Here is a 22,534-nt window from a genome sequence, read left to right as displayed (position 1 = left end):
ACCAGAAGGATCACAGATCGGTGCCCTGCCTGCTATACAGGTCTTCGGGGTGATCCGGTGAAGCCGAAATTCGGGATCGTCTGTGTGCACGGGATCGGGCGGCAGGCGCAGGGGCAGACAACACGTGACGTGGCGATGGCTGTGCAGCGTGGAGCGGAGTCGCTCGGCGGCTCGGTCGTGGAAGCAGAGGGCGAGGCGAACGTCGCCCCGGGAGCGCGCGTTCTCGATGTCAGCCTGCCGGACTGTGATCCTATCGAGGTGGTGCTGCACGATGGACGCTGGGATCATCTCGTGGAGCCGCCGCCGTGGAGGTCGGTGCTGCTGTGGATGTTGCGCGTCGCTCCGTTCACCATCTGGCTGACGATGGCCGGCTGGGTCAACGACATTCTCGACGTACAGGAACGCAACGGCCGCACACATCCTCTGCTGCAGATCCTGCCGGCTGGAGCGGTGATGCTCGTGCCAATCGTCGCCCCCCTCATGATGCTTCTCGCGCTGCTGGCCACCCCGGTGGTTCTCGTCAACAGACGGTTCTCGGCTGTGGCTCGCACGATCGTGTCTGCGTGGATCGGCGACGCGTGGATGTACCGGTCGGACAGACTCGATGACACGGCAATCGCCTCGGTGCGCGAACTCGTTGAGAACGTGAGGCAGAACGCGGATGCTGTCATCATGGTCGGGCACTCGCAGGGCGCGGAGATCGGCCGTCGCGCCGCCATCGACACCAACGTCGATACGTGCGTGTGGGTCGGGTCAGGTGAATTCCCGCTCGGCATTCTGCGGATGCTGCGCCGAAGCCCAGGAGTCGTCGTCGCCCTGTGGGCTGTGCTACTGACGTTTCCGATGGTGTTCGCCCTTGTCTTGACAGCAATGTGGAACGGGCTCGCTGGACTGGTGGGGGTGGCCATGGACGCGTTCACGGGGCTGTGGCCGCCACGGATCATCATGCCGGACGAACTGGGTGACCGGGCGGATGCTGTCAGCAGAGGTTTTCTCGACTTCGCGTGGAGCGGTCTCGGTGAGGTCGCGTTTCTGCTGGCCTACTTCGGTGTCGCCGCATTCCTCATAGTGCGGATGGCGAACGCGCCGCGCGACCAACAGAGGAGACCGGATTGCGAGGTCGCCGTCGTCAAGTCGCTCATGGACCCCGTGTGCCTTGGCCCAAGAGACGACGCCGATTTCGTTCGCTACGTGCCGGTGTCTCGGGTGAAGAATTGGTGGCGTGAGCACGTCGCGTATTTCGACAAGCCCGAGACGGGGAAGACGCTGATCGAGGCGATGGTCGGCGCGAATCAGATCTCCCACGTCCCACATGTTCCGAAGCTGGGCGTGGCAATCCATGTGATCGGAGGGCTCGCCGCGGGCGCGATGGCGTATGCGTTATGGGCGCTCGGCACCTGGATGCTGACTCTGCTGCCGTTCTGAATCGTGTGGCCTACGCGCGGGGCCACACGCCCGAGCTTCCGCGTCTGTGGCTGTCGACGAGATGCGTGTCGACGATGCCGATGGCCTCCATCAGAGCGAACATCGTCGTCGGGCCGACAAAGCGAAAGCCCCGTTTGCGCAGTGCCTTCGCGAGCGCGATCGACTCGGGGCTCGACGTTGGCACGTCGGCAGACGTGCGTGGCTCGGGGGTCTGAGTCGGCTGGAACGACCACACGAAATTCACGAGTCCGTCGTCACGGCGCAGGTCGATTGTCGCTCGCGCGTTGCCAATGGTTGCAAGGATCTTCGCCCGATTGCGCACGATTCCCGCGTCGCCGAGAAGACGCTCGATGTCTGCGTCGTCGTATGCGGCGACAGCATCCGGATCGAAATCGGCGAACGCGGTGCGGAATGCCGGTCGCTTACGCAGGATCGTCGCCCACGAGAGACCTGACTGGAACGCCTCGAGGCTGATGCGCTCGAAAAGACCGCGTTCATCTCGAATGGGCATGCCCCACTCGGTGTCGTAGTACTCGCGCATGAGGTCGTCTGCGGACGCCCACGTGGGACGATAGAGACCGTCTTCGCCCTTCACGACATCGTCTGTCTTCTCGTTAGCCATGAGTGCGATGCTATCGGCGGGTGGCGACAGCGTTTGCAGATTCAAGACTGAGCAACAGCGACTTCGCCTCGGGACCTCCCGCATACCCGCCCGCCGTTCCGTCGCTGCGCAGAACACGGTGACAGGGCACAACGATCGGCAGCGGATTCATCGCGCACGCGGTGCCGACGGCGCGCACCGCTCGGGGGTTGCCGACATCGCGGGCAACCTCAGCATACGACTGCGTTTCGCCGTAGGCGATTGAGGGAAGATGCTCGTGCACCTGGCGCCGGAAGCCCTGTGAGAGCGAGCGGTCAAGAGTGACGTCAAAGCCCGTGCGCGTTCCAGCAAAGTACTCGTCGAGCTCGTGGCGAACCAGATCGAGCCGTGCCGGTGCTTCGAGCACACGAGGGCTGACCTGCGCGCTCAGCATGCCGAGAACTTCGTCGAACCCCTGGGTCTCGAAGGCAATGCGCACGATGCCCGCAGGCGTCGCTGCGATCAGCAATCGGCCCAAGGGGGAGTCGGCTGTGGCATACGCGACATCGAGCAACCCCGCATCGTCGGCCCTGGTTTCCAGGGCAGCGTGCAGACGAGTGAGGTGATCGGCGGTGGGGCGGGTGAGCGTGCGAAGTTGCGCGACTTCGCGCGGGATCTCATTCATCGGCTTTTCCTTCTTTCACGTCGATAACGACCGGATGCTGCGCCCGCAATGCGGCGATGCCGTCGGCACCGGCTCGTCGAGCTGAGGCCGCGTTACCTCCGATGAGCTCTGCGATCTCTGCGTAAGGAAGACCGGCGAGGTAGTGGTAGGCGATGACGAGACGTTGCTTGCGCGGCAGCGACGCGACGCGGGGCCAGAGGTCGAGGTCGCGGGCCTCCGGGTTGCCGATATCGCTCGCCGAGTCGGGAAGCTCGTCGACGGTGATGGGCCGCCGAGAGCGGTGCCGTGTGACGTCGATCGCCTTGCGGTGGGCGATCGTAACGAGCCACGCCTCGACGTTGGCGTCTTCGGAAAGTCCTGGGTACGACCGCATTGCCGCGACAAACGTCTCCTGCCACGCGTCGTCCGCGTCGGTATGGGGGCCGAGCACGGCTCGGCACACGCGCAGCACCGTCGCCCCGTGCTGGGCGACGACGGCTTCGAACGGCTGCTTGACTGTCATCACCTGGTAAACGTGTGGCGTCGGACGGGTGTGAGGTTCTGCCGCGAGATCACTGGATCGTGTAGAACTCCAACGCGATGTTGTCGGGATCGCGAAACGAAAGCACGCGGCCAGACAGCCCGTCGACGATGGGTGACCACGTGACGCCGTGAGCCTCGAGTTGATCGGCCCAGGCGTCGATTGCCTCGGCATCCACTCCGAAACTCAGGTGGTCGAGGCCGATACGTCGTTCTGAGAACGCACCGGGCTCGGCGAGGTCGCCGTGTGCAACAAACGTGACAAGAATCGATCCGATGTGCAGAATCGCCTTGTCGAGGCCGTTGTGCTCGACGCGCGTGATCACCTCGAAGCCGAGCACGTCGCAATACCAGGCGATGCTCGTGTCCAGGTCGGAGACGGAGAGGGTCACGTGATGGATGCTGCTGATTGCCGGAGTGCTCATGCACCGAGCCTACGCTTGCAGCGGATGCGGTCTCCGAGCGTTCAGCAGAGTCTTACCCGCTGACCGACGTGTTCCAATTCTCTCTTCAGCTTCGACCGTCGATACTTGTAGTCGGCGTCGTCTGATGGAGACCGTTTAGCGCAGGGAGGGAGTGATATGAAAACCAGAGCACGCAGCATCCTGGTGGCTATCGTCGCTGCCCTAGGCTTTGTCGTCTCGTTTTTTATGGCTGTGCAAACCCAGTTGGGTCAGCGCGTGGAAGATCGCGTGCTTGATTCGTCGCTCTACAGCGAGAGGTCGCCGCTGCTTGCCCTCGTCACCGTGCCGAATCTTGCGATTGCCCTCGCCGTGATCGTGCTGATCGGCGCCCTGCGGCGGGCCTGGGCAGACACCGTGATTGCCGCTGCAGCCATGGGGCTCAGCAACGTGCTGGGGCAGCTTCTCAAGCATCAGATTCTCCAGCGCCCCGACTTCTCCATTGACGCAGTCAACACATTCCCCAGCGGGCATACCATTGCGTTCACGTCGATAGCGTTCGCCCTTGTGATCGTTCTGCCTCATGCGGTGCGGCCACTCGTGATGCCCGTGTTCTCTGCTGTGCTTGGGCTCGTCAGTGCTCAGCTGGTCGTGTTCGGGTGGCACCGGCCGAGCGACATTGTGGGCGGTGCGCTTCTGGTGCTGGCCGTCACTGCGACCGTGAGCGCGTTTCGTCCGGCAACGGGACGATTCGCTCGAGGCAGTGCCACGGCGTCAGCCCGCAAATCGCTCAGTGTCATCTCGCTCGTCATCGCCATCGCTGGTGCTGCAGCCATCGCGATCGCCGGAGTGCTTGCGGTGCTGCATCTGCTCGGTCCGCTCGAAGACACATCGTGGACGCTCACTGCGGCCGCGGCATCCGGCGTCATCGGTGGTGAACTCGGCTCCACGGCGATAATCGGCTGGATGCTGTCAGCACGCCGAACCCGCTAACTACTGCGGATACACGGTCTCGCCGCGCTCAAGCATCTCGACCATGGCGGCAGCGCGGCTCGCACGCGTTTCCGCCTTTTTTGCGGTGCTCACGCGAAAGAGCACGGCGTATCGATTGCGGCCCGAGAGCGTTTCGAAGAAGTCGAAGGCGCGGGGGTTCTCAGCCAGCGCGGCCTCAAGCTCGGGCGAGATCTGCATTGTCGACTGTGGGGCGTAGGCCGATTCCCAGCTGCCAGCAGCCTTGGCGCGGTCGATCTCACGCTGTCCCGCCGGGCGCATTCGGCCCGCGGCGATAAGTGCGTCAGCACGCTCTCTATTGAGCAGTGACCATCGGCTTCCCTCACGGCGAGGCATGTACGACTGGGCGAACCAGCTTTGATCGATGCGGTTGCGCACGCCATCGATCCAGCCGTAGCAGAGAGCGACTTCGAGGGCTTCGGAGTGCGTCACGCTGGCAGCGCTGCTGTGCGCCTTCGCGATGGCGAGTTCCACACCCGACGATGTCGCGTAGTGCTCAACGAGCCATGCTTCCCACGCCGCCGCATCGTCGAACCGAAGGGGCTCACCGTCAACCATTTTGGCTCCTCATCCTGTGCGTACTGTCGTGGATTCCTCGAGTCTACGTGTGCCGTCTGAGTTCGATCGTTTGCGCCTGACAGCGTCGGATTCAACGCACTGTCTAAGCTGGACGCATGCCAAAGCTCAATCGTGAAGACGTCGAGAAGCTCACAGCAATGGCGATCGATCTTGCCCGCAATGGGCAGACGACCGAGCTGTTGGAGTACTTCGACCACGGCCTGCCGCTGAACGTGCAGGATGCTGGCGGAAATACCGCCCTGATGATGGCCGCCTACCATGGTCATGGCGATGCGGTACGTGGGCTGATCGAACGTGGTGCCGACGTCGATGTGCGTAATGGCCGCGACCAGTCGCCGATCGCTGGAGCGATCTTCAAGGGCGAAGACGAGATCGTTCGGATGCTGCTGGCCGCCGGTGCCGATCTCGACGCCGGAACGCCGCCGGCCCGTCTCGCCGCAGAGATGTTCGGCAAGAAGCACCTGCTGGCACCAGACGCCGACTGACGTCGCGCGATTGCACGAGCTGTGCGACGTGACATAGAGTGTCCGTCATGTCATGCACGTTTTACATTCGTCTCCGCAGCTCCTAAGCGGCGGCTCGACGACGTTCGCCGTCGCTCATTCGGTTAACCGCCGGAGCGGCCGCTTTGTGTTGCCCGGCTCCACCTTTCGAGCAGCGGAGCACACGCATGCCACGGACATCGTCCATCGGCCGTCACGAGAACGGCCAGAACTTTCTTGTCAACACAGCGGTCATTGACCGCATCATCGCCCAGGTCGCTGCGACAGACGGGCCGATTCTCGAAATCGGGCCAGGTGGCGGCGCACTCACGGCGCCGCTCACACGGTTGAACCGACCCATCACTGCCGTCGAGGTCGACAGTCACCGCGCACGCGCCCTCGTGCGGAGACTCGGCGGCGGTGCCCGCATCATTGAACGGGACTATTTGCGCTACCAGCATCCGTCGACGCCACACGCAGTGGTCTCGAGTGTGCCTTTTCACCTCACGACGGCGATCCTGCGCAAGCTATTGCGTGAACCGGGCTGGAACCACGCAACGCTGCTCGTGCAGTGGGAGGTCGCCCGTCGGCGCGCGGGTGTTGGCGGTGCGTCGCTTCTCACGGCGCAGTGGTGGCCATGGTACGACTTCAGCCTGCTCGAACGGGTTCCCGCCCACGCGTTCCGGCCGATGCCGAGCGTCGACGGCGGTGTCATCACGATCAGCAGGCGGATGCTGCTACCTGTAGCAGAGCGCAACGACTACCAGCGTTTTGTCCAGGCGGTCTTCACAGGGCGCGGGCGCAGTCTTGCCCAGATCGTCGCGGGAGCGACGACACTCTCACGTCGCGAGGCCGATGCCTGGCTTGCCTCCGCCGCCCCGAAGGCGCGACTGCCCAAACAGCTTTCCGCCGCGAACTGGGTGAGCCTGTGGAGCGAGCACTCCGCTAGGTCAGCGTCTCACCGCGCTCGAGGATCTCGGCAAACTGTGCGGCGCGGCGCTGGCGCGTCTCAGCGCGTTTCGCGGTGACGATGCGGAACAGGAAGGCGTAGCGATTCGAGCCCGACAGCGTTGCAAAGAACGCGGCAGCCTTGGGGTTCTTCGCCAGCTCGGCCTCGAGCTCGGGCGGAACCTCGATCGTGGATGCTGGTGCGTACGCAGCATCCCATCGTCCGTCTGCCTTGGCGCGGTCAATCTCGCGTTGGCCCGCCGGCCGCATGCGTCCGGCCGTGATCAGGCGCTCGACCCGGTCGCGGTTGACCTGCGACCAGGTGCTGCGGGTTCGCCTTGGCATGAACGATTGCAGAAAGTGCGTGTCGTCGAGACGGTTCCGCACGCCGTCGATCCACCCGAAGCAGAGCGCGCTCTCGAGCGCCTCGAGGTTCGTCGGCCCCGGCTGCCCGCTGCCTTTCTTGGGAACGGCCAGCCTGACGCCGTCCGACGATTCATGGTTGTCGGCGAGCCACTGCCACCAGTCATCGGCGGACTCCATGTAGACGATCTCGCGGTCGGCCACGGTGCTCCCTCGTCTCGTTGTGCGGTCGTGTCGTCTGAGCATACGGCGGCTCACCGACGTTCAGCCATTCGGTAATCGTTGCTCTTCGTCGGCGTGTCGTGCTCGCCGGCGCGGCGTGTCCGCCGGCAACTCCGAATGCTCGAGCACGCCTTGCTCGTCACTGCCCGCCGCGCACGCGTAGATCTCTGGCGAGATTGTCGCGCTGCTCCGTGACCAGACGCACGAGTGCCCCGGGGGCATCCGCATTCTCTTTCAACCAGGCGTCGACCAGGTCAAGCGAGTCGCTCGCAGGGAACAGCCCGAGCACGAGCTTCCGCGCAATCTCGATGCTGCGCGTCTGCCACGTCTCGCGAATACGCTCGAAGTACTCAGCATCGAAGCGTCCGATCAGGTCGCGTCGCCCCGCAGCGCCGAATCCGCTGATCGTCGCCGCAAGGTGATCGTTGGTGAGGCTCCTGTCCGTCCACGCAGAGTGCCACGCAGCATCCCTCACACCCTGCACCGGGCGAGACGCGAGGGCCTCGATATGCGCCGTCACCCCGCTCGACGTGGCATCGCGCGTGAGCTGATCATCGATCTCTTCAGGCGTGGCGTGGCCTGTTGCAGCAAGCGCGGCCACGAGCATCCAGCGCAGATCAGCGTCGAGCGACAGACCCGCGGGGGTGTCTCCCGTGCCATCGAGAATTGCCCGGATGCCGTCGGCGCGCCCTTCGTCGTGGGCAGCGGCCGTCGCGAGCGCGCGCGCCCAGGCGAGCTGGTGCCCGGAGCCTGGTTCTGCGGCGAATACGCCGCTCCACGTGGTGTCGAGCCACGAACGACGTTCTTCGGCGCGACAGGCATCGGCAACGTAGTGCGACAGCGCAAATGCTCCGTTCGCCAGCACCGACGTGAGCAGTCCCACGTTGCTCTCGGTCGGAGCAAAGCGCCGCACAATGCGCAGAAAACGGGATGCCGGCAGCTCACCGTCTCGCACCGCATTCCACAGTGACGACCACACGATGCCGCGCGCGAGGGCATCGTCGAGCGTGTCGAGGGACGATTCGACGGCGGCGAGGCTGCTCGCGTCGAGACGTACCTTCGCATAGGTGAGATCGCCCGCGTTCAGCAGGGTGAGATCGGCTTCGGGCAGATCGACGGCAGTGCGCTCACCGGCAATGTCAATATCGTGCACGCCGCGAAGCAGTAGTTGGTTATTGACGAGGTCGTAGACGGCGGCGGCGAGGCGATGCGGCCGCGGCTGCTGACCGGAGATCGTTTGGGTGATCGCGCGCTGCCCCGCGGCATCCGTCTCGATCGCCAGCGTTGCGACACCCGTGGTTTCGAGCCACGCCTTTGACCACGCGCGCACATCTCGCCCCGACGTCTCTTCGAGCTGCACAAGCAGATCGTCGAGCGTCGTGTTGCCGAACTCGTGGCGTGTGAAATAGCGTCGGGCGCCCTCGAAGAACGCGTCGCGGCCGACGAACGCGACAAGCTGCTTGAGTACGGCAGCGCCCTTGGCATAAGTAATGCCGTCGAAATTGAGCTTCGCGGCCTCGAGGTCGACGATGTCGGCGACGACCGGGTGGGTCGTCGGCAGCTGGTCTTGTGCGTATGCCCACGCCTTGCGGCGGTTGGCGAACGTCACCCACGCGTCGCTGAAGCGAGTTGCCTCGGCCGCTGCGAGGGCGCCCATGTAGTCGGCGAACGACTCCTTGAGCCACAGGTCGTCCCACCACCGCATGGTGACGAGGTCGCCGAACCACATGTGCGCCATCTCGTGAAGGATCGTGTTGGCGCGGCCCTCGTGTTGCGAGTCGGTCGAGGCTCCGCGAAACACATACGCTTCTGTGAACGTCACGAGACCCGGGTTCTCCATGGCTCCGAGGTTGTATTCGGGCACGAAGATCTGGTCGTACTTTCCCCACGGGTAGGGGTAGTCAAAGTTCTCGGTAAAGAAGTCGAGGCCCTGCTGCGTGACCTCGATGATCTCAACTGCATCGAGGTGCTCAGCAAGCGATGCGCGGCAGAACACGCCGAGCTCCACGCTCTGGTCACCTCGGCTCCATGCGGCGTCGACGCGGTGGTACGGTCCGGCTGCCACTGCGGTGATGTAGCTCGAGATCGGCAGCGTCTGTGCGAATTCGACGGTCTGCGACGCGGCATCCGCGGCATGGTGGCGAGCGACGGCGCTCTGATTCGACAGCACCTGCCAGCCGTCAGGGGCGTGCACGGTGAACGTGAAGCGCGCCTTCATGTCGGGCTGCTCGAAGCAGGCCATGACGCGGCGGGAGTCGGCCGGCTCGTATTGTGTGTACAGGTAAGTCTCGCCGTCGACGGGGTCGACGAAACGATGCAGCCCTTCGCCGGAACGCGAATACACGCCGTTTCCGACAATGGTGAGCGAATTGGATGCCGCGAGGCCAGCCACCTGAATGCGTGCACCGTCGTACCGCACGGGGAGGCTGGTGCCGTTGAGGGTCACCTGCTCGACCTTGTCGCCGATGAAGTCGATCCATGTGGAGTCAGCGAGGCTCAGATCGGCGTCGAACTCAAGCGTCGTCGTGGTGAGAAACGTCGTGGCCGCGGCATCCTGTGCTCGTCTGAGGTCGAGCTCGACGTGCGCGCTGTGCAGCGTCAGTGCTGCGGAGCGGTCGGCAGTTTCGGAGCGGGAGAGATTGGCGGAGGCATTGGAACTCATGACTCTATGGTTTCACGTGCGGTGCGCTGCGCGGGCTCGCCCTGTGCCGCCACCGCGCGGTGAGGAGGCAACCGCCAAAAATGGCTAACCCGCGGCCCGCGGTTGCCCGGCGGGCCCTCGTCAGCATGGCTGATACTCGACGGCGCGCAGACCGATGCGCGCGTCACTGGTGAGCAGCGTCGCATCCGCCTCGAGTGCGCGGCGGTGGTTAGGCTGGGCACGATGACCACCCCACGCAGCTACCCCTCGACAATCGCGGATGCTGTGACGAACGAGATTGTCATCAAGAAGTCACGCTTCATCGCGCACGTCGCGCCCGCGGCCAGTCCGGATGCCGCAGACGAGGTCATCACGCGGGCTAAGAAGCAGTACTGGGATGCTCGGCACAATTGCGTTGCGATGGTGACCGGAGTTCTCGGCGACCGGGCCCGGTCGTCAGACGACGGAGAGCCGTCAGGCACGGCGGGGGTTCCGATGCTCGAGGTGCTGCGGCGCCGAGAGCTCACCGACGTCGTCGCCGTCGTCACGCGATACTTCGGTGGTATCAAACTCGGCGCCGGAGGGTTGATTCGTGCCTACTCGGGCGCTGTATCCGAGGCTCTCGACCTCGCCGTGATCGTGCGTCGCGAGACTCTGACGCGCGTGACCCTCGACGTAGCCCACTCAGACGCGGGTCGCATCGACAATGTGCTGCGCGAGTGGGTAGTTGCGCACGGTGCCCGACTCGATGAACCGCGCTACGGCGCCACCGCGACGTTCGAGCTGTGGGCGCCGCCCGCAGTGCTGCACCAACTGACGGCTGATGTGGCTGCGGCATCCGCTGGCTCTGTTGTACCCGTCGTGGGCGAAGACCGCATCGTCGACGTGCCATGAGCAGCGCTGGCAGAATGGGCGACGGAACTGCGCAGGAGGAATGCGACATGACACGGATGCTCAAAGACGTGAACCTTCCGGTACGCACCGAGAGGCTCGCTCTTCGTCGGGCCACGGTCAATGATGCCGAAGCCGTGAGGGCGTACAAACAGCATCCTGACGTCAGCATGTGGATACCGTCTGATGGCACCGACCCCGATGATTTTCGGCGTCGGTTCTGCGACCCAGCGAAGCTTGCGGGCACGCTGGTAATCGAACATGAAAGCGTGGTCATCGGCGACGTAAAGATCGGCATCGTCGATGGGTGGGCTCAGGACGAGGTCAGCGAACACGCCCGAGGAACTGAGGCGGAGCTGGGCTGGTGTCTGGCTCCGAACGCGCAGGGGCGCGGGTTTGCGCGCGAGGCGATGCGGGAGGTCTTGCGCCTGTGTTTCGTCGATCTCGAGCTGCGTCGCGTGACGGCGGAATGCTACGCCGACAACGAACCGTCTTGGCGACTCATGGAGCGACTCGGCATGCGGCGCGAGTCTCATACGGTGCGCGATAGCCTTCATCGAACTCTGGGCTGGCTCGACGGCATGGGGTATGCGCTGCTCGCCGGCGAATGGGAAGCGCGCACACAATAGCCGTCGGGCGGTACCGCGGTGAGCACCTTCAGTGATGGTGGTGCTCGTTCGGATACGAGTGAGCTGGTTGTCCGCTTGACGGATACTGTGCCTCGACGATCGCCGGAATAGCGACAATGGGAAGAATCGCGGCTCCCACGACGAGTGCCGCGGCAAACGTCCACGGACGTGCCGCCGTGCCACGCGATGCGTGAAGACGGTGCGATGTCGCCAGGAGTAGCGCTGCGAACAGACCAAGTGCTGCCGCGGTAAGCATCGGGCCGAGTGGGAGGCTGCCTGCCTCGTCAGTCACGAGCGCCAGGAGCGCCCAGACGACGGTCGGCGCGCTCACGAAGATCGCCGCTGCTGCCGTAACACGGATCCGATGCCCCAGGATGCCGAGGGCAAGAATAAGCTCGCTCGTCGCAATGATCGCGAGCAGAATAACGAAGAGAATGCTCTGCTGAGGAGCGATGGCGAAGTGGACGAGTCCGCTGCCCAGCGTCGCGAGACCCGAGAATGCCCGGACTATCGGCGTGTTCGGTATGAGATTTGAGCGTGGGTGTGTGACTGATCGGGGCTCGAGTGCCGTCATGAGTATCCTCTGTCCAGACGTGCTGTGGCGCCGAGCGGCGCCACAGCATTGAGCTACGCGCGTGCCGGCCGCGTCGGATCAGGGACGATGTTCTTGTCTGATCCAAGCCCGATGCCCAGGAGCACAGCGGCGCTGCCCAGGTGTAGGAAATGGTCCGGCATGTTCAGGGCGAGCACGTTGATCGGACCGCTGACGAAGAAACCCACGACACCGAGAAGCAGGTATGCCGCACCGACGACGATATTCGTCGACTTTGCAGCCTTGACGTTCGCGAGACCACCGATCAGCAGCGCAGCGCCGATCAGTACGTGTGCGATGTTGTGCAGGGGATTGACCATGAACAGGCCGAGCAGCAGACCTCCATCGTTTGAAATGAAGCCGACGCCTCCGGTGACGCTGAAGCCGAGAAGCCCGACAAGCAGATAGACGGCCCCGAAGATGGTGGCGAGCAGTCGATTCGGTGACGATTTCATTGTGTGCCTCCTTTGTCGCGCACGACGTTGTCGCGCATGTGGGGTTCGGAACTGGCGCGTCACCGGATTGGATTTTTTTACAACCGATTTCACGTCACGTGCTTTCGATGAGGAAATGTCGATCACACCGAATGGCGGCTGGCCTGAATACGCAGAGAAAGCGGGTGACCGACACTGAGTCCCATCACCCGCATTCCTCGCACGCGCCGTGGCGCGCTGCGTGGGCATCAGCCCATCGACGGCGGCATCAGCACCGAGTCGATGAGGTACACCGTGGCGTTCGCGGTGTGGACTCCACCGCAGATCACGCTTGCATCGCCGACCATCAGGTCTTCTCCGCTTCCTGTCACCTCAACGGTTTCGCCTTCGACTGTCTTGTGCTCGCCTGCGATCGCATCAGGGGCGATCTGCCCAGGCACCACGTGGTAGGTCAGGATGCTGGTGAGCGTCTCTGCTCCCTCGGGGGTCTTCAGCATTTCGAGGGTCTCGGCGTCGATCTTGCCGAACGCGTCGTCGACCGGGGCGAATACAGTGAATTCGTCACCGTTGAGTGTGTCTACGAGGTTCACATCGGGGTTGAGCTCTCCGGAGACCGCAGAGACGAGCGTTGTCAGCATGGGGTTGTTCGACGCCGCGACTGCGACAGGGTCCGCTGACATGCCCTCTATTGATCCGGGACCATCCGGAACCTGATCGGCGTAGGCAGAGCAGCCGGGGCCGACGAGGTCAGCTGCCGGATCAGTCATCGATTCGTTCGAGTCGCTCTCGTTCGGCGTTGACTGGCCCTGGCTTGATTCGTCATCTTTCGGCATGTCACCGCTTGATGAGCAGCCGGCGAACGTCAACGACGCGGCGGCCGCAAGTGCGAGTGCTGCGAGAGCTTTTCGTGATGTGGTGCGCATGATCACTCCTTTGTCTTCCGTTCCAGTGGCAGAACGGCTGTTTGCATACGGAGTTCGGAACCCCGAGCGGAGCGGATTGGAAGATTCTCAAACTCGCGTCTTCCAATCAGCAGCGGCTCACGCTCCGAATCCCGTTACACGAGTCAGGAGGGCACCGTGCTGTCAGTTATTCTCATTGGGTTTCTCGGAGGCCTCGTCACAGGTATATCCCCATGCATACTTCCGGTGCTGCCGGTCGTGTTTTTGTCGGGTGGCATGCAATCGAGCAGGGGCGAAGACGCTGTACGGGCGCCCTCCCGCTGGCGCCCGTTTGTCGTTATTTTGGGTCTCGTCGTGAGCTTCAGCCTTGTCACGCTTGTCGGCTCATTTCTCTTATCCCTACTCGGCTTTCCGCAGGACGTTCTGCGGTGGGCCGGGATCGTCGTTCTGGTGCTGATCGGTATCGGTCTGATGGTGCCCGCTTTTCAACACCTTCTGGAGAAGCCGTTCTCGCGAATTCCTCAGAAGGCGGTGGGAACGGATCGCAACGGCTTTGGACTCGGCCTGGCACTCGGTGCCGTGTACGTGCCGTGCGCTGGCCCTGTTCTTGCCGCGATCACCGTGGCCGGAGCAACGGGGCGTGTTGGAGTCGACACTGTCGCGTTGACATTGTCGTTCGGAATTGGCGCTGCAATTCCCCTGTTGATCTTTGCTCTCGCCGGTCGCGGAGTGGCGGAACGCATCACGTCATTTCGGTCGCGCCAGCGCGGCATCCGAATTGCAGGCGGTGCCCTGATGATCGCGCTCGCCGTCGGCCTCGTCTTCGACATTCCAGCCCAGCTCCAAAGACTCGTTCCCGACTACACGGCAACGTTGCAGCAGAACTTCGCCGATTCTGATGAGGTGAACGATGCTCTCAACCTCGGGGGCCTCGTCACCGATGAGAACAAGCATCTCGACGAGTGCAGCAACGGGGCGTCTGAACTGGAGTCGTGCGGCACGGCACCGGGACTCACGGGCATCACCGATTGGTTTAACACAGAGAATAACCAAGGACTGTCTCTCGACGACCTGCGCGGCGAGGTCGTGCTCGTCGACTTTTGGGCGTACTCGTGCATCAACTGCCAGCGCTCGATTCCGCACGTCACTGCGTGGGCCGATGCATACGAGGAGGCGGGGCTCACGGTTATCGGCGTGCACTCACCCGAGTACGCGTTCGAGAAAGACGTCGGCAACGTCAAAGCCGGCGCCGAGAAGCTTGGCATCGACTACCCCGTCGCCGTCGATAATTCACTGTCGACGTGGACCAACTATCGCAATCGTTACTGGCCGGCACACTACCTCATCGATGCCCAAGGCACGGTTCGTCACATCAAATTCGGCGAGGGCGGTTATGAGACGACGGAGAAACTCATCCGTGAGCTGCTCACGAGGAATGATGCCGACGTGGATCTTCCGCCGACGACGGATGTTGCCGATACCACGCCGAATGGCGACCAGACTCCTGAGACGTTTCTCGGCACGACGAAGCAAATGAACTTTGCCGGGGACGAACCGTACTCGGCGAAGACGACGGACTTCGCGTTTCCCCCGCAGCAGCCAGCTGACTCGTTTGCGCTCGACGGCGAATGGGATCTCGGGACGCAGTCGATCACTCCCCGTTCCGGCAACGCGAGCATTCGGCTCTCGTACACTGCGTCCACCGTCAAGATGGTGTTGTCGGGGAGCGGGTCAGTGACGGTGAACCAGGGCGACGGATCAACGCAGACGATCACTGTCTCTGACGTCCCGAGAGCCTATGACATCGTTACCGAACACGCCGGCACCGGTGAACTGTCGGTGACAGTCAGCGGTGACGTCCAGGCCTATTCGTTTACTTTCGGGTAACACGTGGGGTCAACGGAGCGGATGCCGCTGGAGAACCCGAACTCTAGCGGCATCCATTCCCCACGTCGTCCTAAGCCGTCTCGAACACCATGATCGGATCGCTCGTCGGCTGATCTGATCCGCCTTGCGGCTCGACAGTGATTCCGATCACGGTGCCCGGGGAAAAGGCACCGTCGAGAACGTGCCACGTCGTTTCGTTCGTGTTTGCGACGAAGGTTCCCGCAGCGACTGCTCCGCTGTCATCGATGTACCACGCTTCGTAGACTTTGCCATCTGGCGCGTCGGGAAGACCCTGCATGACGACAGCCGAAAGCCCCAGAGACTCCGACCACACGACGGTTGCCGACGTGCCGCCGGACTCCACGCTCGTGCTCTGGGTATCGTCTGCGGCATTGATGGCGGCGAGTTTGTCGGCGGCTTCGGACTGCGCGGTGACAGAGTCGTTGGTGACGACCGTTCCGATCAGCGTGCCCCCGGCAAAGATCAGAGCGGATGCCGCGACAGCTGCCACTGCGATTGTCGCCGGCCTCGTGTACCAGCGCCGCTGCGCCCGCTTCTCCGCAGGTGTCATCGGGGTTGCCACGCTTGAGGAATCGTGCCCATGGGCGCCATGCTGTGGTTCGGCAGTCGGACCTGCCTCGAGAGGAACATCGGCGGCTGGCTCAGGGGTGTGCTGCGGGAGGTCTGAGATCGCCGACATCAGCCGTGACTTCATGCCGTCGGGTGGGGCGACGGGTGCTGTCGCGTCGGCAAGCTCACGGGCGACGTCGTCGAACTCAGCCTGCTTCCGGCGTAGGGACGCATCGCTCGTCAACGCGTCGTCGAATGCGGCGCGTTCCTCTGCAGAATCGGCGTCGAGGGCGTGCGCGGCTGCTTCGGCATCCTTGTCGCGAGTCATGTCGTCACCCCCAGGAGAGATCGAAGCCTGATCATGCCGTCTCGAAGTCGTGTCTTCACTGTTCCGATCGGGATGCCGAGGCGCTCGGCGATCTCGCTCTGCGAGAAGCCGCCGTAATAGGCCAACGTTATCGCCTCACGCTGGGCCTCAGAGAGCCCGCGCATGGCACGATGAACTCGTTGGCCTTCGATTCTGGCGTCGCCCTCCTCTGCCACTGGGTCATAGGTGGCATCCGTGTCGCGTTTGGCAATGCGTTCGTCGCGCTCGCGCGAAGACTGCGCCGAGCGCACGCGGTCAACCGCGCGGCGATGGGCGAGCGTGAAGATCCAGCCGAGGGCGCTTCCGCGTGAGGCGTCGAAACGAGGGGCTGCTTGCCAGATCTCGAGAAAAATCTCCTGCGTCACCTCTTCGGACTGCGCGTCGTCAATGAGTATGCGCCGCACGAGTCCGTGCACACGTGATGCGACGGCATCGTAAAGGCTGCCAAACGCTCGCTGATCACCCGAGGCGACGGCAGACAGGAGGGCCGCGATATCGTGGGAGGGCTCGTTTCGCGGAGTAAGGGGGGCCCCGGTCTCCGTCGTCACAGGTGCCAGTATTGCACGCGCGCCGACGAGCGCATCCGCGCGCGCTCGTCGGGTAACGGGTTCGGCAAGGGTGATCACACCTGGTATTCGTTGCCGCGGGCGTGGCGGATTGGCTCAGCCCTTGACGACGTTGACGTTCACAGGCGTCGCATTCGCGAACAGGTCGAGAACGGGGCAGTGCGCGTCGACGGCAGCGCGCAGCTCGTCGTAGCGTTCCTGCGTTTCCGGTCCGCTCACGGTGGTGGTCAGGCGCACGTCGCTGAAGCCTGGGCGCACCGACTCGTCGATGCCGAACAGCCCGGTGACGTTGAGATCGCCCTCGGCGGATGCCGTGATGTCGTCGACCTGAATTCCGAGGTTTTGCGCATACAGGCGGTAGACGACGATCTGACACGAGATGAGAGCGCCAAGTGCCACCTCGACGGGGCTCGCTGCCACATCGTCACGCGCAAGGGCCGCCGGCTCGTCCACCGTGAACGTGTGCTTTCCCGCTGTGATAGTTGAGGCGACCGAGCCCGCCCCTTCTTCTGTCACCGTGTAGGTGAGGTTGGCACTCGAGGGAGCGTTCTGAATGCGCTCGCCCCACGCGGTGCCAGCCGAGGTGAGTCGCTCGGAGCGCTCGTCGGCTGTGACGGCGGGGATGGATGCCGGGAGATGTTGCCGTGAGCATCTTCAACGCCAGGTCTTTCTGCCGGAGTCTTGACGGAAAAATGACTCCTCCCTTAGATAGGTGGCGAACCACTTAAGGGGTGCAGGCAGCGCGTCGATGCAGGCCATCGCCGCCGACCCCGATCATCATCGTCGTGCCGCGAATCCACGCGCGCCGGCGCTGCTGCGCGTGCGTGCGCGGCAACTTCAACGAAGAAGGAGAGCGCATCACATGCGTTGGAGATCGGTAACAGCACGAGCAGCGGCCATCGTGGCCGCGAGCTTGTTCATTGGAGGTGCGATGCCGCCTGTGGCTGCGTCGGCCGACCAGCATCCGCAGTCGACGGGGGCGCAAGCTGGGGGTGCGACATATACGAATCCGGTGAGCGAGGGAGTCGTCGACTCGTTCCCCGATCCCGCCATGATCCAGGGCAAAGACGGTGCCTGGTACTCATATGGAACGACGAATCCCGTTTTCAACAGTGACGGGGAAACCGGCGAGCGAATTCTTCCGATGATGCGCTCAACCGACATGGTGACATGGGAGCACGTCGGAGACGTCTATGCGAAAGATGGCGATCGACCCGACTACTGGGCACAGGGCACGCGCCCGTGGGCACCCGACATCCGATACATCGACGGTCAGTACTCTCTGACGTATTCACTCTCGAACGGCGGAGTCGCACTGCTCACGGCCCCGACGCCGACCGGCCCGTGGACAGACCACGGCCTGCTGATTGACTCTGGCGGCGTAAAGGGCTGCCCGACGGGAAACATCGACCAGTCGCTCTTCACCGACGCCGACGGAACCCACTACATCTACTGGGGCAGCTACGACGTTCTGTGCGTCTCGCAGATGAACGAAGATGCCACAGCGCTGACCGGCGAGGTGACACAGATCGCCCAGGGCCGTCGCATGGAAGGAGGCATCGTCGTCAAGCACGACGACCTGTACTACATGATGTATTCGGATGCCGGATGCTGCGACGGATCGTTCAGCGGCTACACCGTAAAGGTCGGTCGTTCAGACAATCCGCGCGGACCCTTTGTCGACGATGACGGAATCGATCTGATGTCGAAGAGCAGCAACGGCGGGTTCGTGCTGGCGTCGAATGGCAATGGCTTTGCCGGGCTGGGACACAACACGATTCAGACGGACCTCGCGGGGCAGGACTGGCTCGTTTACCACGCCATCAAGACCGCTGACCCCGACTTCCCGCCCGTCGGCAACCTGAAGCTCTCCAAACGTCCCCTCATGATCGACAGGCTGGATTGGATCGATGGCTGGCCTACAGTGCGCGCTGGAGCCGGGCCCTCAAGCGGTGAGGAAGCCGCACCGGTGACAACACCCATCGTCGGGTCGGACTTCGCCGAGGGCTCGCTGCGCTCGTGGAAGAAGCGCGGCCGTAGCAGCACTGAGATAGCCACGGATGATGACGCGGGGAAGCACATTCGAATGACAGCAGAAGGTCAAGGGTCGAGCAAAATGACAGGCTCGGCGACTGTGACGAGCCAGAAAAAGGCCTCGGGTGATCTGCGTGTGCAGGCCGATGTGAGGTTTGCACCGACGGATGCTGCGACGTCTGCTGGCTCCGCCGGGCTCGTGTTGGGCAGCAACGGGCAGAACGGAACGACAGCCTGGATCGACGCCGAGTCGAACGAGCTGCGCATCGAGATCGTGCACGGCAGCACCGTCGTCACGGAATCGGCGTCGCTTCCCGCCTCGTTTGACGCCAGCATCTGGCACGTCATCTCCGTCGAATGGCGCGGAGACACCGTGACGGCCGAGGTTGCAAACGATGGATTGGGGGAGCCGCTTGGCGTCGTCACGGCGACCGCGCCCACGCAGGCGACATCGCACGGCTCCGTCGGCTTTGCGGCATCCGGAGCTGTCGTCGACGGCGACAACATCAGCGCCGCGCAACTCTTCACACCCGTGACCGAGCGCGTTGCCGACCCGCAGGCGGGGGACCTGCTGAGCGAATACTCTGACGAGTTCGACGCCGACGGAAACCCCGCAGACAACGACGACGCATGGAGCTGGGTGCGCGGCCAGGCGAAGGGTTCGGGTGCCAGCGACGGCTCGCTTGTGTGGCCGACGAACGGCGACGAGCTGTTCAAAACAACGAATACAGCATCCGTTCTGCTGCGTGATGCGCCTCAGAACGACTACATGGTCGAGACCAAACTGACATTCGACAGCACGCGTGCGGCACAGCAAGCGGGATTGGTGCTCTACGAACACGACGACAGCTACGTCAAGTTGACGCACACGGTTCTTCCGATCAATCGCACGGGTGACGTCGAGCACGTCACGGAGTTTGGCAAAGAAGGATCACGCCCGACCACAACACCTCCGACGGACGTCGCAAACGGCCCGATGTTCGGGGCGGCGCCGGCCGAGACGACGTGGCTGAGACTGTATGTTCAGCGGGACGACGAGGGGGAAGAATATGACATTCGCATGGCGTCGAGCACAGATGGCGAGAACTGGCAGTGGGGTGGTGTGTGGTCGCTGGCAACGCTCGGAAATCTGCGGATCGGACTGCTCGCGATGAATGCGGAGGGCGCAACCGCCGACTTCGATTACCTGCGAACCTACGACATGGGAGGCGAGCAGTCGCAGTATCCAGCAAGCTGGCCGCTGCCCATGCCGTATGGAACAGCCGACGATCGGGCCGAGATCACCCCCGGCCCGGACAACTCGACGGTGCTCGATCTTGAGACACGGCCGCAGGATGCAGAGCAGGGCCGAGTCTGGATGCGCGACACTTACGTCAATCACTTCGAGGTAGACGGCGAGACGCTGTACGTTGCAACGGGCACGACAAAAGTGGCGGAGCTCGACAAAGCCGGGCCGTGGAATGACGGCATCTACATGTGGACTGCCCCGTCGATGGACGGGCCATGGACGCTCGTCGACACGACGTCGCTGCGCCCAGACCAGACGAAGGGCAAGGTGTGGTCTCCCGAATTCGTCGATGAGAACACCGACGACCGCGTGGTTGTCGCGGATTGGCAGGCGTACAAGCATCCTGACGATCCCGCGAAGCGAGCAGGCAACACGTGGGCTCCCGAGGTGCAGTACATCGACGGCACGTGGTACATCGTCGCCACGATGGGCGATCCGTCCACGCTGACGGGAACGTTCATGCTGGCCAGCGAGGGCGGCATCGAAGGGCCGTATCGAAACATCGAGGGGAGCATCGAGCATCCCCTTGGCGAGCCCGTCAAGGCGTCGAACCCGCAGTATTACCACATTGATGGCGGGCTGTTTCACGAGGGTGACGACACATACCTCGTGCTGCACAACGACCTGTACTCGAAGATGACGCCAGACATGGAGAACCTGGAGCACCCGACCGATCTGCCGACGTTCGATCAGCAACCGTTCTCGCCCGAGCCGTACTTGGAGGGCGCAACAGTGACGAAGGTGGGTGACAAGTACTACCTGATGCACGCGGCCTGGGCGAACAAGAGCGGTGACGGTGAGGATGCTGTCTGCTCATATCTTCCGAATACGGGGAAGAAGTCCCAGTATGACGCCATCGTCGCCGTGGCAGATTCGTTTGAAGGCCCGTACTCGAAGCGCTATACGGCGGGCGTCGGGGCCGGGCACAACAATATGTTCGTCGATGAGGAAGGGACCGTGTGGATGACGTTCTTCCGTAACCCAGCGCACGGTTACTGGGCTGAACCCGACCACATCGATGACGCCGCAGTCGCTGGTGTCGTTCGCATGGAGCAGGCCGGGCCGTTTGGCGACCTGCTCTACGTGGAACGTCCGAAGGACTGACCACCTGATACGAGAAGGGGCCTCCGTCGCGTACGGGCGCTCCTTCTTTGTCTGGCCGGGTGCGCGTTGAATAGTTCTGACGCCGTCAGAATTAATTCAGAAAGTTTTTTGTCGGATGGTTGACGGAAAAATTCAACACTGAGATTGTGGCTGGTATGTCAATGACGAATGGCGTGCGCGCCCTGGTGAGACGCACACACGAGGAGCGCGTTCTCGCGGCACTTCGTGCACACGGGGCCCTCAGTCGCAGCGACCTCGCGACGCGAGTCGGACTCTCGCGCACGACTCTCTCAGAGATCACAGCGAGCCTGCTGCAGCGCGGCGCCATCGTTGTCGCCGATACCGACGCGGCTGTGCGGGCAGGCAGCGGCCGTCCCGCCGAGCGACTTGCCCTCGACCCGGGGGCCGGCCAAGTGATCGGCGTCGACTTCGGGCACCGGCGTGTGCACGTTGCCGTGGCCGACGCTTCGCACAACGTCATCGCGTCTGGGCGTGACGAATACGAGAACGGCACCCCGTGGGAGACACGTCTGTCAACGGCATTCGAACTGATCGAGCGCCTGAGCCGAGAGACCGGCGTGCACTATGGAGCGCTTCAGGCCATCGGCATCGGGGTTCCCGGACCATACACAGGGAAGACTAGCGATTCCGGATCGGTGAGGTGGAAGAACCAGCTCATGCCCGACGGTGTCGATGCTGCATTCGCAGAACGTTTCGACACTCCTGTCTTTGTCGACAACAACACACGACTCGCGGCGCTCGCCGAGGCTAGCACGCGATCGGATGTTGTCGACAACCTCATCTACCTCCGGCTGTCTGACGGTGTCGGCGGAGGACTCGTCGTGAGTGGGCGCCTCGTTTCAGGTACGAGAGGTTTCGCGGGTGAACTCGGCCACGTCACAGCCGACCCCTCGGGCGTCACCTGCCGTTGCGGCAAGCGGGGATGCCTTGAGACTGTCGCCTCCGTTCCCGCTCTTCTCGCCGCGTGCCGTGAACGGGGAGTTCTTCTCGAGACGCTCGACGATCTCGCCGCAGCCGTTGAGAAGGGCGACCCCGTCGTGGATGTGGTGCTTCGTGAGGCCGGGACGGCGATCGGGCGCGTGCTCGGCGCCGCGGCCATGACTCTCAACCCTCGAGAGGTCGTCATCGGAGGCGAAGTAATTCGTATCGCCCCCATGATTGTGGAGCAGGCCGCTGCGACCATCCGCTACGAGCTCTACCCGATTCCCGCTGAGCAGCCGCTTGTTGTGCGCCCCGCCCAGCTCTACGACAACGATGGCGCTCTCGGTGCCATCGCCGCCATTTTTCACCAGTCACCGCTTCTCGCCGGATACCCCGAGCCTTCAGCGCCCGTCGAGCAGCAGCAGTCGCAAAGGAGCGCGCACTCATGACGCTTATCACCGCCCGTAACGAA

The 22,534-nt window shown here is 63.3% G+C and carries 22 protein-coding genes; 9 read left to right on the top strand and 13 right to left on the bottom strand.

Annotated features, from left to right (window positions below; all coding sequences use genetic code 11):
• Positions 1–57 precede the first annotated feature (57 nt).
• Positions 58–1,425, top strand: coding sequence for a hypothetical protein (locus HCR76_RS14655; RefSeq protein WP_166987683.1), 1,368 nt, complete (start codon positions 58–60; stop codon positions 1,423–1,425).
• Between the two features lie 10 nt (positions 1,426–1,435).
• Here the strand turns inward: HCR76_RS14655 and HCR76_RS14650 are convergent, their stop codons facing one another.
• The 4 genes from HCR76_RS14650 to HCR76_RS14635 are packed head-to-tail and all read right to left on the bottom strand — an operon-like array spanning position 1,436 to position 3,634.
• The gene (locus HCR76_RS14650) at positions 1,436–2,047 is read right to left on the bottom strand and encodes a DNA-3-methyladenine glycosylase I (protein ID WP_166987686.1); all 612 of its coding nucleotides are present in this window, start codon (positions 2,045–2,047) and stop codon (positions 1,436–1,438) included.
• A gap of 10 nt (positions 2,048–2,057) precedes the next feature.
• Positions 2,058–2,690 carry a methylated-DNA--[protein]-cysteine S-methyltransferase gene (locus HCR76_RS14645; RefSeq protein WP_166987689.1) on the bottom strand — a complete coding sequence of 211 codons (633 nt, stop codon included), beginning with the start codon at positions 2,688–2,690 and terminating at the stop codon, positions 2,058–2,060.
• A complete protein-coding gene (locus HCR76_RS14640; RefSeq protein ID WP_166988180.1) occupies positions 2,683–3,192 on the bottom strand; it encodes an RNA polymerase sigma factor in 510 nt (169 codons plus the stop codon). The genes HCR76_RS14645 and HCR76_RS14640 overlap by 8 nt, the downstream gene beginning before the upstream one ends.
• Before the next feature lie 49 nt (positions 3,193–3,241).
• Positions 3,242–3,634: a VOC family protein gene (locus tag HCR76_RS14635; protein WP_198248071.1), complete on the bottom strand. Its 393-nt coding sequence runs from the start codon at positions 3,632–3,634 to the stop codon at positions 3,242–3,244.
• 156 nt (positions 3,635–3,790) lie between these two features.
• Between HCR76_RS14635 and HCR76_RS14630 the strand changes: the two genes are divergently transcribed.
• Entirely contained in the window at positions 3,791–4,603 is an 813-nt protein-coding gene (locus HCR76_RS14630; RefSeq protein ID WP_166987691.1) for a phosphatase PAP2 family protein, read from the top strand.
• Here the strand turns inward: HCR76_RS14630 and HCR76_RS14625 are convergent, their stop codons facing one another.
• Entirely contained in the window at positions 4,604–5,179 is a 576-nt protein-coding gene (locus tag HCR76_RS14625) for a YdeI/OmpD-associated family protein (protein ID WP_166987694.1), read from the bottom strand.
• A 116-nt stretch (positions 5,180–5,295) separates the two neighbouring features.
• Here HCR76_RS14625 and HCR76_RS14620 point away from each other — a divergent pair, with 116 nt between their 5' ends.
• Together HCR76_RS14620 and erm are read left to right on the top strand one after the other, a co-directional pair.
• Positions 5,296–5,685, top strand: coding sequence for an ankyrin repeat domain-containing protein (locus HCR76_RS14620; RefSeq protein ID WP_166987697.1), 390 nt, complete (start codon positions 5,296–5,298; stop codon positions 5,683–5,685).
• Between the two features lie 185 nt (positions 5,686–5,870).
• The gene (gene erm / locus HCR76_RS14615; RefSeq protein ID WP_166987700.1) at positions 5,871–6,710 is read left to right on the top strand and encodes a 23S ribosomal RNA methyltransferase Erm; all 840 of its coding nucleotides are present in this window, start codon (positions 5,871–5,873) and stop codon (positions 6,708–6,710) included.
• On the opposite strand, the gene HCR76_RS14610 is transcribed toward erm, so the two are convergent.
• Both HCR76_RS14610 and pepN read right to left on the bottom strand, forming a co-directional pair.
• Complete coding sequence (locus HCR76_RS14610; protein WP_244971412.1) at positions 6,628–7,197, bottom strand: YdeI/OmpD-associated family protein; 570 nt, start codon at positions 7,195–7,197, stop codon at positions 6,628–6,630. The two genes, erm and HCR76_RS14610, sit on opposite strands and share 83 nt — an antisense overlap.
• Positions 7,198–7,354: 157 nt before the next feature.
• Positions 7,355–9,877, bottom strand: coding sequence for an aminopeptidase N (gene pepN / locus HCR76_RS14605; protein ID WP_166987706.1), 2,523 nt, complete (start codon positions 9,875–9,877; stop codon positions 7,355–7,357).
• A gap of 222 nt (positions 9,878–10,099) precedes the next feature.
• On the opposite strand from pepN, the gene HCR76_RS14600 reads away from it, so the two are divergent.
• Complete coding sequence (locus HCR76_RS14600; protein ID WP_166987709.1) at positions 10,100–10,750, top strand: YigZ family protein; 651 nt, start codon at positions 10,100–10,102, stop codon at positions 10,748–10,750.
• A gap of 47 nt (positions 10,751–10,797) precedes the next feature.
• Positions 10,798–11,376 carry a GNAT family N-acetyltransferase gene (locus HCR76_RS14595; protein ID WP_166987712.1) on the top strand — a complete coding sequence of 193 codons (579 nt, stop codon included), beginning with the start codon at positions 10,798–10,800 and terminating at the stop codon, positions 11,374–11,376.
• A gap of 28 nt (positions 11,377–11,404) precedes the next feature.
• Here HCR76_RS14595 and HCR76_RS14590 read toward each other — a convergent pair whose 3' ends face one another.
• The 3 genes from HCR76_RS14590 to HCR76_RS14580 all read right to left on the bottom strand — a co-directional run bounded on the left by HCR76_RS14590 (position 11,405) and on the right by HCR76_RS14580 (position 13,325).
• Entirely contained in the window at positions 11,405–11,950 is a 546-nt protein-coding gene (locus tag HCR76_RS14590; protein ID WP_166987715.1) for a hypothetical protein, read from the bottom strand.
• Between the two features lie 53 nt (positions 11,951–12,003).
• Positions 12,004–12,423, bottom strand: coding sequence for a DUF4383 domain-containing protein (locus HCR76_RS14585; RefSeq protein WP_166987718.1), 420 nt, complete (start codon positions 12,421–12,423; stop codon positions 12,004–12,006).
• A gap of 227 nt (positions 12,424–12,650) precedes the next feature.
• Complete coding sequence (locus HCR76_RS14580) at positions 12,651–13,325, bottom strand: fasciclin domain-containing protein (protein WP_166987721.1); 675 nt, start codon at positions 13,323–13,325, stop codon at positions 12,651–12,653.
• 156 nt (positions 13,326–13,481) lie between these two features.
• Between HCR76_RS14580 and HCR76_RS14575 the strand changes: the two genes are divergently transcribed.
• On the top strand, positions 13,482–15,191 hold the full coding sequence (locus HCR76_RS14575; RefSeq protein WP_166987724.1) for a cytochrome c biogenesis protein CcdA: 1,710 nt from the start codon (positions 13,482–13,484) through the stop codon (positions 15,189–15,191).
• Between the two features lie 70 nt (positions 15,192–15,261).
• Here the strand turns inward: HCR76_RS14575 and HCR76_RS14570 are convergent, their stop codons facing one another.
• The 3 genes from HCR76_RS14570 to HCR76_RS14560 all read right to left on the bottom strand — a co-directional run bounded on the left by HCR76_RS14570 (position 15,262) and on the right by HCR76_RS14560 (position 17,210).
• Entirely contained in the window at positions 15,262–16,089 is an 828-nt protein-coding gene (locus tag HCR76_RS14570; protein WP_166987727.1) for an anti-sigma factor, read from the bottom strand.
• A complete protein-coding gene (gene sigK, locus HCR76_RS14565) occupies positions 16,086–16,676 on the bottom strand; it encodes an ECF RNA polymerase sigma factor SigK (protein ID WP_166987730.1) in 591 nt (196 codons plus the stop codon). Before sigK ends, HCR76_RS14570 begins: the two co-directional genes overlap by 4 nt.
• 114 nt (positions 16,677–16,790) lie before the next feature.
• Entirely contained in the window at positions 16,791–17,210 is a 420-nt protein-coding gene (locus tag HCR76_RS14560; protein ID WP_244971411.1) for an OsmC family protein, read from the bottom strand.
• Between the two features lie 346 nt (positions 17,211–17,556).
• Between HCR76_RS14560 and HCR76_RS14555 the strand changes: the two genes are divergently transcribed.
• Both HCR76_RS14555 and HCR76_RS14550 read left to right on the top strand, forming a co-directional pair.
• Positions 17,557–21,120 (top strand): family 43 glycosylhydrolase, encoded by a 3,564-nt coding sequence (locus HCR76_RS14555; RefSeq protein WP_198248070.1) that lies wholly within the window; start codon positions 17,557–17,559, stop codon positions 21,118–21,120.
• A gap of 155 nt (positions 21,121–21,275) precedes the next feature.
• The gene (locus HCR76_RS14550; RefSeq protein ID WP_244971410.1) at positions 21,276–22,511 is read left to right on the top strand and encodes an ROK family transcriptional regulator; all 1,236 of its coding nucleotides are present in this window, start codon (positions 21,276–21,278) and stop codon (positions 22,509–22,511) included.
• The last annotated feature ends 23 nt before the right edge of the window (positions 22,512–22,534 follow it).

Origin of the sequence: Paramicrobacterium chengjingii, assembly GCF_011751765.2 — a bacterium.
Classification (GTDB): Bacteria; Actinomycetota; Actinomycetes; order Actinomycetales; family Microbacteriaceae; genus Paramicrobacterium; species Paramicrobacterium chengjingii.
The sequence above is the reverse complement of the archived record's forward strand: the minus strand, read 5'-3'. Positions and strand labels throughout refer to the sequence as shown.

Excerpts from the sequence above, each read along its gene's own strand:
- HCR76_RS14640 (WP_166988180.1), bottom strand. The coding sequence starts at position 3,192 with ATGACAGTCAAGCAGCCGTTCGAAGCCGTCGTCGCCCAGCACGGGGCG.
- HCR76_RS14595 (WP_166987712.1), top strand. The coding sequence starts at position 10,798 with ATGACACGGATGCTCAAAGACGTGAACCTTCCGGTACGCACCGAGAGG.
- HCR76_RS14630 (WP_166987691.1), top strand. The coding sequence starts at position 3,791 with ATGAAAACCAGAGCACGCAGCATCCTGGTGGCTATCGTCGCTGCCCTA.
- pepN (WP_166987706.1), bottom strand. The coding sequence starts at position 9,877 with ATGAGTTCCAATGCCTCCGCCAATCTCTCCCGCTCCGAAACTGCCGAC.
- HCR76_RS14555 (WP_198248070.1), top strand. The coding sequence starts at position 17,557 with ATGCGTTGGAGATCGGTAACAGCACGAGCAGCGGCCATCGTGGCCGCG.
- HCR76_RS14580 (WP_166987721.1), bottom strand. The coding sequence starts at position 13,325 with ATGCGCACCACATCACGAAAAGCTCTCGCAGCACTCGCACTTGCGGCC.
- HCR76_RS14570 (WP_166987727.1), bottom strand. The coding sequence starts at position 16,089 with ATGACTCGCGACAAGGATGCCGAAGCAGCCGCGCACGCCCTCGACGCC.
- HCR76_RS14620 (WP_166987697.1), top strand. The coding sequence starts at position 5,296 with ATGCCAAAGCTCAATCGTGAAGACGTCGAGAAGCTCACAGCAATGGCG.
- HCR76_RS14635 (WP_198248071.1), bottom strand. The coding sequence starts at position 3,634 with ATGAGCACTCCGGCAATCAGCAGCATCCATCACGTGACCCTCTCCGTC.
- HCR76_RS14590 (WP_166987715.1), bottom strand. The coding sequence starts at position 11,950 with ATGACGGCACTCGAGCCCCGATCAGTCACACACCCACGCTCAAATCTC.
- HCR76_RS14625 (WP_166987694.1), bottom strand. The coding sequence starts at position 5,179 with ATGGTTGACGGTGAGCCCCTTCGGTTCGACGATGCGGCGGCGTGGGAA.
- HCR76_RS14585 (WP_166987718.1), bottom strand. The coding sequence starts at position 12,423 with ATGAAATCGTCACCGAATCGACTGCTCGCCACCATCTTCGGGGCCGTC.
- HCR76_RS14645 (WP_166987689.1), bottom strand. The coding sequence starts at position 2,690 with ATGAATGAGATCCCGCGCGAAGTCGCGCAACTTCGCACGCTCACCCGC.
- HCR76_RS14600 (WP_166987709.1), top strand. The coding sequence starts at position 10,100 with ATGACCACCCCACGCAGCTACCCCTCGACAATCGCGGATGCTGTGACG.
- erm (WP_166987700.1), top strand. The coding sequence starts at position 5,871 with ATGCCACGGACATCGTCCATCGGCCGTCACGAGAACGGCCAGAACTTT.
- HCR76_RS14550 (WP_244971410.1), top strand. The coding sequence starts at position 21,276 with ATGTCAATGACGAATGGCGTGCGCGCCCTGGTGAGACGCACACACGAG.
- HCR76_RS14650 (WP_166987686.1), bottom strand. The coding sequence starts at position 2,047 with ATGGCTAACGAGAAGACAGACGATGTCGTGAAGGGCGAAGACGGTCTC.